Origin of the sequence: Paenibacillus gallinarum (genome assembly GCF_014836635.1) — a bacterium.
In the GTDB taxonomy this organism is placed as follows: Bacteria; Bacillota; Bacilli; order Paenibacillales; family Paenibacillaceae; genus Paenibacillus; species Paenibacillus gallinarum.
Genome location: NZ_JACSQL010000019.1, coordinates 17,688 through 31,236, shown reverse-complemented (window position 1 = coordinate 31,236; position 13,549 = coordinate 17,688). Strand labels below are relative to the sequence as shown.

The following is a 13,549-nucleotide window of genomic DNA, read 5'->3' as shown; positions in this document are numbered from 1 at the left end:
CTTACCCTCAAAGAAATACAGTAAACCACATATAAAGTCATTGAAGAATTTAGAGTCATACGGTTGAGAGATCAGCGCGTGAGACTATCAACTAGTCAATTTTCTTATGCGAATGGAGAATGATGATGAGCGGAATTATGTTTCCTACTGGGTCAACCAAGAAGGAGTGTATTAATTCAATGGACGCAATGGTGTATGATTTCTACGGAACACCAGAAGTCCTCCGGTTAGAAAAAGTAGAAATCCCGAAGCCTAAGGACAACGAAGTCTTGATCGAGGTCCACGCCGCTTCGGTGAATTCCTGGGATTGGGACCTCCTTCGAGGGAAACCATTTATGAACCGTATAGGTGCCCTGCGTCACCCCCGATATAGAATTCTAGGGGCTGACGTAGCAGGAAGGGTCATTTCGGTGGGAATGCACGTCAAACGATGTAAACCAGGAGACGAGGTGTTCGGAGATCTTTCTTCATGTGGCTGGGGTGGATTTGCAGAGTATGTTTGTGCCAGCGAGGAAGCGTTAACGCCAAAGCCTGAATCAATCAGCTTTTCGCAGGCCGCAGCCATTCCACAGGCAGCCGTTTTAGCTTTACAAGGTCTACGTAATAAAGGACACCTGCAAAAAGGGGAGCATGTTCTTATAAATGGGGCAGGTGGTGGGGTGGGGACGTTTGCCATCCAATATGCTAAATGGCTTGAAGCAGAAGTAACCGGTGTAGATCATACTAAAAAGTTAGAAACACTGCTTTCCATCGGAGCTGATCATGTCGTCGATTATATGAAAGAAAATTTTACTGCTCAGGATAAACATTACGACCTCATCCTCGACGTTGTAGGAAAGCAATCTGTCACTCAAATCAAGCGTGTACTTAAAACAGGTGGGAGATATGTAATGGTTGGTGGTTCTACGACTCGAATTCTCCAGACTCTATTAGCAGCACCGCTCATGTCTAAGATTGATAAAAAGAAAGGGGGAATACTCATACATAAGCCTAATCACGATGATCAGTTGATATGGAAGACCTTAGTTGAAACAGGCCAAGTGAAGCCTGTCATTGATAAGAGTTATTCTTTACAAAATGCAGCACAGGCCCTGGAGTATTTTGGAGAAGGCCATGCAATCGGGAAGGTCATTATAAGCATAAAACCGGAAGATGAAACCTATCATCCAGGCCTGTTTTAAGGAAAATACCACCTGACTATAGATAAATGCTCCTTGCTCTCTCGTTGAAAAAACATAGTACAGTGACGTGAATGAAGTTGCACCGATCTGTTCCCTCGAATCATTGGTGGTTATACATCAGCCAAGAGAAGAATTAAATAGTTTTTCAATTGAACAAGGGCGGGATTTTTAAGACCTCTACTGAAGATCTTCATATGGTAGAGGTCTAGATCAATACGATTATGTGAAGAAGAGGCGATAATACAGAGATTGATCTTAATAAGTTAATTCATTCTCAATAAATTGCAAAAGCTTACTCATCACTTTTGCTTGTTGGATGCTCCTGAGCGGTTATCATTTGACCTAAAGAACTGGCTGCTGCACGGCTCGAAGTGCATTTATTCGACCCTGCGTCCAATAGGTTCCCGTTCCTGGTATCGGATCGCAGGTGAAAACAATACAATCTCTTACATTGGTATTGGTTCTACCTTGAGATGCAAGGAGTGCTGCTAATCCTGAGACGTGTGGAGCCGCCATCGATGTTCCGCTTAAGTAAGCATAGCTGGTTCCCACGTAGGTAGATAAGATTTGTTCTCCAGGAGCAGCAACATCAACCCATGCGCCGTAGTTGGAGAAGGTTGATTTAACATCCGAAGAATTCGTTGATGCAACGGAAACGACACCGGGAAGATAGGCGGGATAAACAGGGGTGGACGAATTGCTATTACCTGCAGACGCGATAACAACTGCACCTCGGTCCCATGCATACTGTACAGCTGCTTGAAGAAATGAATCATTCGCTAGCGAACCCAGACTCAGGTTAACGACATGCGCTCCATTATTAGCAGCATAGACGATACCATTAGCCACGCTCGACAACAAACCATTCCCGTTATTATCTAGCGAACGTATAGGGATAATAGAGGCAAAGGGAGCCATACCTGCAATACCAACTCCGTTATTTGTAGCAGCAGCGGCAATCCCTGCCACATGTGTTCCGTGTCCGTTACCATCACTTGGATTCGGGTCCCAATCCACATAGTCGTACCCAGTTAGCAGCTTTCCTGCAAGTTCCGGGTGATCCGGCTGAACACCTGTATCTACAATCGCGATCCTGATATTCGCGGAACTTTGCGTAATATCCCAGGCAGCAGGAGCTATAACTCTTTGCGGCCCATACTGATAACCTGGGAAGAACGGGTCGTTTGGAGTAAAAAATGCTTTATACTCATGATTAGGCTCTGCAAATTTGATCAGTTTGCTTTTTGAATAGAGCTTAAGCATTCTGCGCATTTTACGATCTGAAGTAATCCGATGAAAACCTAAATCATCGTAGGACTCCTTAATTGTGCATTTTGTTTTTTTGTAAAGTGCATCCATATCCTCCTGTGATGTTCCATCAATAAATTTGATGATAAGCTCGTTTTGGGCATGAGGGTGGAACTTGCGATCAGCCCTTTTATCCAAATAACGATAGAGAATAATAGTGAACAAGACGGGGGTAGCGATAGAAAGCCCTAACCATAACAACATCCATACTCCTCCTCTAGTAATATCTAGTAGATTCGGAATATTGTATGGATAAGGGTGTAAAACAGCTTGGACTTCTTATGAATATGATGAATTCGTTACCACCAAAAAAAGTGCACCACATATTTATTAAGCTTTTAGTATGATTTTCATTTCGAATTGAGATAAACTGAACAAAAGAAATGAGTTTCTCAACTATTTGTAATTTGATTTATACACCATCTGGAAAACAAGAAAGGCAGGTAATAGACTTGAAGGAAAATAAAGGACAAGCTACAGCACCAAAAACACAACCATTTGGAAAAGAAGCTTTTGAGAAAACGGAAAATACAACCATTCGCTGGTTAGGAAATTCAGGATTGTTTATGAATAGCCACGGAACATGCATTATGATCGATCCTGTATTAATTGGTTTTGATATGCCCTTATTAATTGATATGCCTATTACTCCCCCAGATGTTCCTCATCTGGATTCGATATTAATTACTCATTCCGATAATGATCATTTTAGTCGTGAGACATGCAGTGCACTGAATGCGGTATGCGATACTTATCATACGACAAATTATGTTGCCGAATTAATGACGGAAGAACAGATTAATGGCGGTTGTGGTCATGATATTTATGACACTTTTGATATTGATCATATTCATGTTAAATTAACAGCCGCCGACCATGCATGGCAAAATGAGCTGAAGGATCAAAATCGTGTCTTTCAATTTGAAGACTGTTGCGGTTTTTATATAAATACTCCCGATGGCTCTATATGGGTAGTTGGTGATTCCCGGCTACTGGATGAACAACTTCACATGCCAATACCTGATGCAATACTCTTTGACTTTTCTGATCAATCATGGCATATAGGGTTGGACAATGCTATCAAATTAGCAAATGCCTACCCGGACACTAATTTAATTTTGTCACACTGGGGAAGTGTGGATGCTCCTGATATGGAGGCATTTAACGGTGATCCCAAATCACTGGAAGGACGCGTTGTAAATCCGAAACGTATACATGTATTGGCACCAGGCGAAGCATTTGAACTGCGAAGAATAAACGAAAATTAGTCCCTGGGTTTGAATGAGTTACTAGGAAAACGGTAGCTACTTCTTAAATTGAAAAGCAGCGGTCAATTATGACGGCTGCTTTTTCCATGATGAAAAGAAAGGTCTGAAGATTGCATCTGGGCAATTTGAATCGATCTTTGAGAATTATCTCCAAGCACAAAACTATGCAGATCGTGCACTAGGTGGTTTTCTAGATAAGCTTGAGGAAGATGGGATTCTTGATAAATCCATTATTGTCGTCTATGGTGATCATTTTGCTCCAGGGCTTCATGCCGACGATATGTATAAGTTACTAGGCAAAGATACAAAACCAAACGTATATGAGTCGTCTGAGCTGTTTAAAGTTCCTTTCATTGTTCGCCTGCCAAAAGGGGAAGATGCAGGTGTTATTGATAATACGGGAGGACAAATGGATCTTTATCCTACACTTATCAATCTTCTGGGACTGAACAAAAAGGAAACTTTTTATCTTGGTCATGATTTACTGAACGCTAAGAGTTATGCGGCTTTCCGTACCCACATCCCATCAGGATCGGTTGTGAATAATGAGTATTTCTATCTCAGTATGGGTGATGGTGTGTTTGAGAATGGTACTTGTTATGATCGAAAAACAGGATCAGCAGTTGAGGTTAATCTCTGTATTGCACCATACCGTGAAGCAAAAAATAGCATTAAGATCTCTGACTATATTTTAAATCAAGATAACCTTGAGGAAATTATTGATCACAAGCCAGGGGTGGAGAATGCAGAAACCGAAGATATGCTTTTTGCCAATACACCAAATGCCTGGGCCGATCATTATACTTTAATTGCTCATGCTTTAGGTGCCATTGATGGATACAGCCATACTAACTCCATCGATGCGCTGATCACCAGCTACGATAATGGCCATCGCGTATTTGAAATGGACCTCATCACCACTTCCGATGGAGTGCTGATTGGTCGCCATGACTGGTACGAGGATCTGTATGGAAAACTTTATCAAGAAGTATCTAAAGATAAATTTAATAAGCCACTGAGTCTAGATGAGTTTTTAAGTCTGCCGATTAATAAAAAGTATACGCCAATGACCGCGGAACAAATGCTTGTGATTCTATCCCAGTACCCTGATATGTATATCGTAACAGACACTAAAACAGCAAATTCTGAAGAGGTCAAGAAGCAGTTTAGTCAGCTGGTTGCTTCTGCCAGGTCTGTCGATCCTTCCGTGTTAGATCGAATCATTCCTCAGATTTACACAGAAAATATGCATAAAGCAGTGGATGAGATTCATCCATTTACAAACTACATCTACTCTCTGTATATCAATGATTATGATGACGACCGTGTTTTGCAGTATGCAAAGGATAATAAGCTCGGCGTTGTGATGATGGATGAAAATCGATATAGCAAAGCATTTGTTGATCGACTTGCCAAAGCGGGTATCAAAACATATATGCATACCTTTAATGACGTTGATAAGGTCAAAGATTATCAAAAGCAAGGTGTTATTGGGGTCATGACAGACCAACTGATTCCAAGCGATATAAAATAAATATTGAAAGAAATCTCTATTGTTGGATGTAGTTAAAAAGAAGAGGGAGTAGGTAGCGAATCGAGTAAGGGGAGGCTTTACAACGAAAAAATCAAGTCATTATTTATACTTATGTCAGATCAGAGTGGATAAAATCGCATGCGAAGTCGCCTTATGGTGACTTTTCTTTTTTTTAGGATATAAGCCTTATCCAGAGTTCAGGAAAGACTTATATCCTTTACTCCACATTACGAGAACAAGATATGGATGGAAGTTAATCGGATCACTTGTATTTAATTTCTATTGTCTAAATATCCTATACATTCACTTTCACTATGCTTGGTTTTTTCGATTGTATCATCTTTATAATGAGTACCTCTTTTCTCACAGAATTGCACAACATTTTTTCCCTTTTTTGTTAAACCATATAAATACTCCAATTGAGGTTCATCTTTGAAATTCACCAAATAATGCGCATGATAGACACTCTGATTGACCCCGTGTTTTGGAGCTATCATGTGTTGCTCTACTATGTCATCATCCGTATAGCCTAATTGCTCCAAATGAGCTGGAATATACTTATTAATTAGATAATTATGATAAGGATTTCCATTATTGAGAAGATAGAGCGTAACAAAGATAAACGATAATATTCCTAAGACTCCCATGAGGATAATACCTGAAATTATACGTAAAACATTCTTTTTAGTTAACAAACCTATAACACTTCCTTCTTCAGCCTATTGGTACGTCGTCAAACACTGTTTTATAAGACCACGTATCAAAAAAATAACTATCGTTGTAAATCTGCACTTTCCTGAGAACTATGACAGATTGTTCTCTAACATAATCCCTACTTGTTCTTCCATAACCTGTGGTGGATACGGCATTCCATTTGTAAACCACCATTCCACCAGTCCTACATATCCGGGTGCGAAAAATTGTACAAGAAGCTCCTCTTTTACTCCACTTTCTTTCCCTTCGGTCATATCCCATCCACTGCGTATATCTTCGATTACAAATTCAAGAAACCTACTACGAAAGAAGGGAGCTCCTTTGCTAGCAAGCATTACTGAAAAAAAGGAGTATTTTTCTGCAAAATACTCAAACCAACTGAAATCTCCTTCAGATGAATTAGAATCATTTTCACAGATCGCTCGAAGTTCATTAATATGCTCTTCGATGAGCTTATCCAACAAATCAAATTTATCCTTATAGTGATGATAAAAAGTTTTGCGATCTACATTTGCTCTGTCAGAGATATTCTGAACAGTGATCTGATCAAAATTATTTTTCTCTGTCATCAATTCAATAACCGCATTTTTTATCGCTTCCCGAGTTTTGAGTATTCGTCGATCCACTTTACGCATACGTGTGACACCAACTTTCAATAAAATATTCCACAATAGATTAGCTTTTGTTACTTATTCCGCAAATCCGTTTTATTTGGCCGTTGCAGAACGGTTGTAAGAACATAATAATACACATGTGGGGAATAATCCATCATTGTAGAGATTGTAGAGTGGTTATTTAAATTCATTACGAAGCTAATAACTTTACGAAAGAGAGCGTGATCAAATGGAATATGCAAAACTCGGAAACACGGGTATGGATGTTTCTCGGATATGTCTTGGATGTATGGGCTTCGGTGATGTGAACTGGGTGCATAAATGGGTGCTCGATGAGAAGCAGTCCCGTCCGGTAATTAGAAAAGCACTGGAGTTAGGGATTAACTTTTTTGATACAGCAAATGTCTATTCAAACGGCGTGAGCGAGGAGATTGTCGGAAGGGCATTAAATGACTTCGCAAATCGGGATGAGGTTGTCATTTCAACCAAAATTCATGGCCGGATGCATGAAGGTCCGAATGGCGCCGGTCTTTCTCGAAAAGCGATAATGAGTGAGATAGATAAAAGTCTGGCACGATTACAAACTGATTATGTAGATTTGTACCAGATTCATCGCTGGGATTATGATACTCCTATCGAAGAGACGATGGAAGCTTTACATGATGTGGTGAAGGCAGGAAAAGTAAGATACATTGGTGCTTCCGCCATGTACGCTTGGCAGTTTCAACAAGCTCTACATGTTGCAGAAAGAAATGGATGGACCCGGTTTATATCTATGCAGAATCATTTAAACCTTATATACCGCGAAGAAGAGAGGGAGATGCTGCCACTCTGTAAAGCTGAAAAAATTGGTGTTATCCCATACAGTCCGCTTGCGGGTGGAAGATTGACAAAGGATCCGGTGGAAAAGACACATCGTTCGGAAACCGATCAAATTGCAAAACAGAAATACGATGCCACCGCTGATACGGATCGAGTAATCATTGATCGTGTAGGATCTATCGCAGAAAAATACGATGTTTCACGCTCTCAAATTGCACTTGCTTGGTTATTGCAAAAAGAACCAGTAACCGCTCCTATTGTCGGCGCGACGAAAATATCTCATCTAGAGGATGCAGTAGCTGCTATCTCGATTAGGTTAACATCGGAAGAAATCACTTCCTTGGAAGAAGAGTATGTACCTCATCGGATCGTTGGTCATAATTAAATTTAGGGGATTTTAGCAATATAGGAGGATTTATATGCAAAACGTAATTTTAAACAATGGTGTTGAGATGCCTATTCTCGGATTTGGTGTTTTTCAAATAGAAGATCCAGAGCAATGTGAACAAGCTGTATACGATGCTCTTATCACGGGCTATCGCTTGATTGATACCGCGGCAGCTTATATGAATGAAGAAGCAGTGGGAAAAGCTGTGAAACGAAGCGGAATCCCAAGAGAAGAAATATTTATCACAACGAAACTTTGGATTCAGGATGCAGGTTATGAGAATACAAAGAAAGCTTTTGCAAAATCTTTGAAAAGACTTCAAGTGGACTATATTGATTTATATTTAATCCACCAACCTTTTGGAGATGTGTATGGTTCTTGGCGTGCATTGGAGGAATTGTATCGTGAAGGAAAGATTAAGGCGATTGGGGTCAGCAACTTCTATCCGGACCGATTGGTGGATCTAATAGATCATAACGAAATTGTTCCAGCAGTAAATCAGGTAGAAACCCATCCTTTCTGCCAACAATTAGAGAGTCATGAGCTTATGAATGAAAATAATGTTCAGATTATGTCCTGGGGGCCGTTTGCTGAAGGGAAAAATAATATGTTCCAGAATGAAGTATTAGTATCCATCGCTACAAAGTATAATAAATCCGTTGCTCAGGTGATTCTACGTTGGTTGACACAAAGGGACATTGTTGTTATTCCAAAGTCTGCTCATAAAGAGAGAATCATAGAAAACTTTAATATTTTCGACTTTGAATTAAAACAAGAAGATATGAAGAAAATTGCTACTCTCGATACGAAGGACAGCGTGTTCTTTTCACACAGGGACCCTAGCTTCGTAAGATGGATCGGTAATGTTAAATATGATATTTAATGTTCGTTACAAAAGACCAAGTTCTCTTTAGGAACTTGGTCTTTTTGTAATTTACCCGAAGTAGAAAAGTATAAAGAATAAGGAGATGAACATACGAGAAGAAAATAAAGTGAGAAAGATTACTGAGTTGATTATGCAATCAACCTTTTTCAAAGGAGCTACTCTTTTCAAGAGTGGGGATGAGAGTTACAATTTAGATAGAGTTGGAAAGGAAGTGACCGAATGATAAAAAGAAACCTATTGTTTAATTTTAATAGATTCTCAGAAAATGAAGTTTTGATAGAATGGGAAAAAGCTGTTAAGTCAGAAGATGTAATCGTATTAGAGTCCATTAATTCAGACTGGTCTATAGAAATAGATGGCATCCAAAGTATATCTCAACAAGAATTTGAAAGCTTTTTATCTAAAATTGATGTATTTGATAATGAAGTACAACTTTATTGTAAAGAGATCTATGAAAAAAGTTCTTTCGGAGCAGAAAATTATATTGTGACATTGCAGTGGATTTCGGTACTTAAAAATTCTATTACAATGGGGTACTGGGGGGATTATGTAAACGTAGAATTAAGATCTAATATAAAGTATGAAAATGGTATTTGGAAGCAGATAGGTATCTGCTATCAATAGCCTAGAAGATTATACATATTTTATATAAACCAATAAAAAGAAAGAGGGAAACACATTGTCTGTTTGGAAATCATATATTATAACAACTTTTGAGGTATTAGGATTTTTAATAATTGGCTTCCTCGTAACTGATAAAGTATTGAGACCAACACTTGAAGGTTGTGGTATTCGTTACACAGGAAACGTATGGGTGAATTGGTTCGGGGTCTCATACCTTTTGTTTTTTCTATACACCCTTACCCGTGGTCTATTTTTTAATAGACATAACACCTTTTTCAGGAAGCGTATAAAATCTATAGCTTTTTGGCTTTTTCTTATTGCCTCCGTCTATATTATTAATATTCCTTTTGTAAAAGGGGAAAACCCATTCTAAGCTTTAACTACGGGTTAACACTCTAATGTTTTTTATTTCCAAAGTTTTTTAATTTCATTCTTTAGGTTATTAATTGTTCTCCCATTCGTTATATTTGTGAAGCTACTAATCTCTTCTGATTCACTTTCAAAAGCGGAAAGAACATAATGATTATCTACGATATAATAAGTACCATAGCGAGTAAAAGTATAACTTCCTTCTTGCTGTGACCCAACTCTTTTTTTAACGGCTGTAATAATCTTCATTCCGGACTTTAAATGGGGCTCCATATCCGATAACTCAGAATTATACATAATATTTACTGTATCTTTCACTTCATCACCAACAATAACTTCATCAACGGTTACTTCGTACGATATAAAAGTCGGCTTATAAGGCTCAATTCCTCTAACCCTATCTTTTTCAGCTAGATTGCCTTCGGGGGTGCCTGACTCTGCAGGTAATTCTACGCTAACATCTTCAACTTGGTTGACAACTTCAGCAACGATGACTGAATCTGTAAAGTCTAAAATTTCGTTAAAGGGAACATCTCTAGTATTTACGGATGCTGCCGTTCCCATAGAAATTGGATAGTCTTTCCGGAGTTCTTGAATCCTTTTTTGCGATAATGCATCCGTAGATGTATTAGAACAACCAATGACTAAGACTGTCGTAAGTAAGACAAGGGCCGCTTTCCGTTTGAGTTTGTTCATATAAATAGTCCTCCTAACTGAATATTTGTTTTTAAGTTGGTAAAATGGATCTGTTTCACTTTACTGTATCATCGTACTTTGAGTAGATACAGAGAAGAGTTGAATCATAAGCAATTATTAACTTAGCAAGAAGGAAGGGCTTCCCTTGCTATCGAACTTGAGAAGCTCGCTCCTCCGTGGGAACGAACTTCTTTTTAAGGTTTGCAACGCAACCCGGTTTAGTTGACGCTAGACGTGCTTTCCCCAGAAGTCCAGTGCGCAATCCTTTTCTTTCTCGGCTGTCCTCTCCACGAGAGATATACCCAAATTCGAAGCATATGTTCGACCGGACCACTACGAAACTTCTTCAGATAGATTGGACTAATCCATAATTGAAAACCATAGATAGCAACTGCGATGACAGCACCGACGAACACACCGGCACGACCAAACAGTCCAAAACCATATCCATAATAAATCGTCGTACAGATCACACTTTGCACTAGGTAATTTGTCAATGAGAGACGACCGACTGCTTCGAGCCTATCAATGAGAGCAGGGCGGTGGCTTCTCGTATACAGCAGAGCAAAAGCATAGATATAACCGAGCGCAAGCAGCGAACCTCCGAGCGTTTCCCCAATTCCCATGCCAGGCCATCCTTCCACGCCGAGCTGCGGAGCAAGTACGCTATACGCTTTGAATGTCAGACCGATCGGAATCAGAAACATGGTACGTCGAAAATATGTACGTCTCATCGCTAGTGGATCATCGAAAGTCCCAAATCTGGCAGCGCGCATGCCGAGTAAGAACATCGGCACTGTCATGAGCGGAGCTAGTACCAGGGCAAAAACGATGACCATTGCCTCCATCTCACCAAACGGATCAGCATGGTTACGGAAATTCTTGATCTCCGCATAACTACCGCTGCTGTATACATCCTGACTTTGCAAGATGTAATTTTGCATATGCGGTGTCGTAGAAACCAGTTGATCCACTGGATTGGAAGCAGGTAAACCAAGGAGACCCGCTCCGGTAAGTAGTAATACCGCCCAGACCAATAGCGTCTTCGGTTTCCTGTTTAAAAACAGTAGAAGGAAGAAACCGGTAGCGCCGTAAAACGTCAGGATGTCCCCCTCCCATAGAAAAACGGAGTGCAATATTCCTAATGCGAACAGCAGCAGAAAACGGCGGCTCAGATGACATTTCGGACGGAGATCCTGTGATTTCAGACTGTCCGACAGTTTAATCATTCCGAACCCGAACATAAATGCGAAAATCGGCATGAAGCTACCCACTACCGTGATTGAGATGAATGAGTGGAAAGCTAGATCTATCCCCTTGATTCCGAACAACTGTGGTTCGCTGCCTCCGAATTGACCATATTGGAAAATTAGCATATTCGCGAGCACGATACCCGCGAGACTGAACCCTCGGAGTCCATCGATCAATTGGACGCGTTTTTTTAATGTATTAATTCGATCACCTCTGTCTTCAGAAATCCATTCCGTTATAATTAACGCTAATGCCTTCCTTAATGTTTCTTAAACTCCAAAAAGTGTAACACGTATTTAGTACGAAAAATGGAGGACAAGCCAATAATAAAGGCATTATCTTTCTAAATACTGTAAAATAAACCCAGGGTCTAGTGATGTAATAGCTATAGGATATTTGTTGTGGAAAAAATCATTTCACAAGCCGTTTATCATCGCCAGATGATGTACCTTATCTAGCCCCTGAAATCGTTCTTTATTATAAATCAAGCTATTTAAAGGGCATTGATGCTGCAGGTAAGATATCATAATGGCCACCCTTGGTTAGAAAGAATGAATTAACGGCCAGGATTTCTACTTACAATCAATAAAATACCTATTATCAGTTTTTAATGTTAGGAGGGGGCAGTAAATGGAATTTATATTTATTCGGCATGGACATGGAGAACATCTCAACGATTATCCAGATCGTTTGAATACTCTGCATCCTAGTCTTACAGAGTACGGCAAGTTCCAAGTAGCTCAGCTGCGAAATGAAATTAAAATTGAACCTGGTGATTTAATTCTTGTAAGTCCAACTAAACGTACAATTGAGACGGCATCTATTTTAACGAATGGTTTGGACTTCATTATATCTCCACTTGTTGGTCCAAGAATGTTTCCGCAGAATCCTGAACTTCCTTTTTTAAAGTGTGATCAGATCCTATCTAAAACTGAAATTATAAAGCTTTATGAATCTATTGAAATTCTTGATTTCAATTTGGATTGCTGGAAAGAAGGGATGAATAGGATCGAACAACATGTTTTCGAAGGATATGCTAAGCAGTTATTAGAGTGGACCCGGAAAAGCTATAAAAAAACATTCATTATTTCACATGATGGTACGATCACGAATTATCGGATATTGCTTGGAGAAAAAGGATTGACGAGAAAAGATTTCCTCGGTGAGGCTGGGGTATACCAAATGCAAGATGAATGACCGTGAAGCATCCTACACTTTAAAAGAGAGAGTGATAAATTTATGTCGATATATACGATGAATTCAGCAATGGAGTTTGCTTCAAAGAAGGATATAGAAACATGGGTTCATCTTTTTTTGAATGGGGAAGGTGGCAATGTAGGATTATCAGAGGGACTGAAATTGAAAACAAGATACTGGCTAGGACCCGTAGAAATGGAAACCAGATTTCTCAAGAGGATTGTTGGACCTGAATTAGATATGGAGTATATCGAAGATGAAAATTGGTGGAGTCATAACATCAATCAAATTTGTAATCGATTAGAAGAAGGCTGGGATATGCCTCCATTAATCGCGGAGAACAGAAATGGATATATAAGTGTAAGAGACGGGAATCACCGTCTGGGTGCATTGCAAAAGTTAAAAAAAGATAAATGCCATATCGTAATCTGGGATGATCATGGGGTATGCAATATAGTAAAAGCTTTAAAGCAGATCGTTAAAAATTAAACAAGGCATGAAATCTCAAGGAGTCATGAACTTCGTCGGACGATATACCAATTAGTAAAGCGATTAAGCTAAGGGAGTAGGAAAGGAGGATACTGAGAGTTGAGTAATGATGAAAGACTATTTGAATTTCAAGCACTAGCTTATCATACGTTAAATGATCCCCGAAGGGTGGAGTCTTGCTATAGACTCCGAGATTGCAAAAACTTTG

At 39.5% G+C, this 13,549-nt stretch carries 13 protein-coding genes; 8 read left to right on the top strand and 5 right to left on the bottom strand.

All coding sequences use genetic code 11. From position 1 onward, the window contains the following. Nucleotides 1–179: 179 nt before the first annotated feature. Nucleotides 180–1,181, top strand: a complete 1,002-nt coding sequence (locus H9647_RS23560; protein ID WP_191804636.1) for an NAD(P)-dependent alcohol dehydrogenase — start codon at nucleotides 180–182, stop codon at nucleotides 1,179–1,181. Nucleotides 1,182–1,523: 342 nt separating this feature from the next. Here the strand turns inward: H9647_RS23560 and H9647_RS23555 are convergent, their stop codons facing one another. After that, a complete protein-coding gene (locus tag H9647_RS23555; protein WP_191804634.1) occupies nucleotides 1,524–2,693 on the bottom strand; it encodes a S8 family peptidase in 1,170 nt (389 codons plus the stop codon). Nucleotides 2,694–2,896: 203 nt separating this feature from the next. Between H9647_RS23555 and H9647_RS23550 the strand changes: the two genes are divergently transcribed. Both H9647_RS23550 and H9647_RS23545 read left to right on the top strand, forming a co-directional pair. Then, the gene (locus H9647_RS23550; protein WP_225229533.1) at nucleotides 2,897–3,757 is read left to right on the top strand and encodes an MBL fold metallo-hydrolase; all 861 of its coding nucleotides are present in this window, start codon (nucleotides 2,897–2,899) and stop codon (nucleotides 3,755–3,757) included. A 103-nt stretch (nucleotides 3,758–3,860) separates the two neighbouring features. Then, nucleotides 3,861–5,291, top strand: coding sequence for a glycerophosphodiester phosphodiesterase family protein (locus H9647_RS23545; RefSeq protein ID WP_225229538.1), 1,431 nt, complete (start codon nucleotides 3,861–3,863; stop codon nucleotides 5,289–5,291). Between the two features lie 272 nt (nucleotides 5,292–5,563). Here the strand turns inward: H9647_RS23545 and H9647_RS23540 are convergent, their stop codons facing one another. After that, nucleotides 5,564–5,986, bottom strand: coding sequence for a DUF3139 domain-containing protein (locus tag H9647_RS23540; RefSeq protein WP_225229532.1), 423 nt, complete (start codon nucleotides 5,984–5,986; stop codon nucleotides 5,564–5,566). Between the two features lie 108 nt (nucleotides 5,987–6,094). After that, nucleotides 6,095–6,640: a TetR/AcrR family transcriptional regulator gene (locus H9647_RS23535; RefSeq protein WP_191804694.1), complete on the bottom strand. Its 546-nt coding sequence runs from the start codon at nucleotides 6,638–6,640 to the stop codon at nucleotides 6,095–6,097. A gap of 208 nt (nucleotides 6,641–6,848) precedes the next feature. On the opposite strand from H9647_RS23535, the gene H9647_RS23530 reads away from it, so the two are divergent. From H9647_RS23530 to H9647_RS23520, 3 genes are all read left to right on the top strand, one after another. Continuing rightward, nucleotides 6,849–7,826 carry an aldo/keto reductase gene (locus H9647_RS23530; RefSeq protein WP_191804629.1) on the top strand — a complete coding sequence of 326 codons (978 nt, stop codon included), beginning with the start codon at nucleotides 6,849–6,851 and terminating at the stop codon, nucleotides 7,824–7,826. A 34-nt stretch (nucleotides 7,827–7,860) separates the two neighbouring features. Then, a complete protein-coding gene (locus H9647_RS23525; protein WP_191804627.1) occupies nucleotides 7,861–8,712 on the top strand; it encodes an aldo/keto reductase in 852 nt (283 codons plus the stop codon). Nucleotides 8,713–8,934: 222 nt separating this feature from the next. Next, complete coding sequence (locus tag H9647_RS23520) at nucleotides 8,935–9,339, top strand: hypothetical protein (protein WP_191804624.1); 405 nt, start codon at nucleotides 8,935–8,937, stop codon at nucleotides 9,337–9,339. A 405-nt stretch (nucleotides 9,340–9,744) separates the two neighbouring features. Here H9647_RS23520 and H9647_RS23515 read toward each other — a convergent pair whose 3' ends face one another. After that, nucleotides 9,745–10,404, bottom strand: coding sequence for a hypothetical protein (locus H9647_RS23515; RefSeq protein ID WP_191804622.1), 660 nt, complete (start codon nucleotides 10,402–10,404; stop codon nucleotides 9,745–9,747). 218 nt (nucleotides 10,405–10,622) lie between these two features. Continuing rightward, on the bottom strand, nucleotides 10,623–11,831 hold the full coding sequence (locus H9647_RS23510; RefSeq protein WP_225229531.1) for a DUF418 domain-containing protein: 1,209 nt from the start codon (nucleotides 11,829–11,831) through the stop codon (nucleotides 10,623–10,625). Between the two features lie 454 nt (nucleotides 11,832–12,285). Here H9647_RS23510 and H9647_RS23505 point away from each other — a divergent pair, with 454 nt between their 5' ends. Together H9647_RS23505 and H9647_RS23500 are read left to right on the top strand one after the other, a co-directional pair. Beyond that, nucleotides 12,286–12,852: a histidine phosphatase family protein gene (locus H9647_RS23505; RefSeq protein WP_191804620.1), complete on the top strand. Its 567-nt coding sequence runs from the start codon at nucleotides 12,286–12,288 to the stop codon at nucleotides 12,850–12,852. Nucleotides 12,853–12,909: 57 nt separating this feature from the next. Further along, nucleotides 12,910–13,341, top strand: coding sequence for a ParB N-terminal domain-containing protein (locus H9647_RS23500; protein ID WP_191804618.1), 432 nt, complete (start codon nucleotides 12,910–12,912; stop codon nucleotides 13,339–13,341). Nucleotides 13,342–13,549 lie beyond the last annotated feature (208 nt).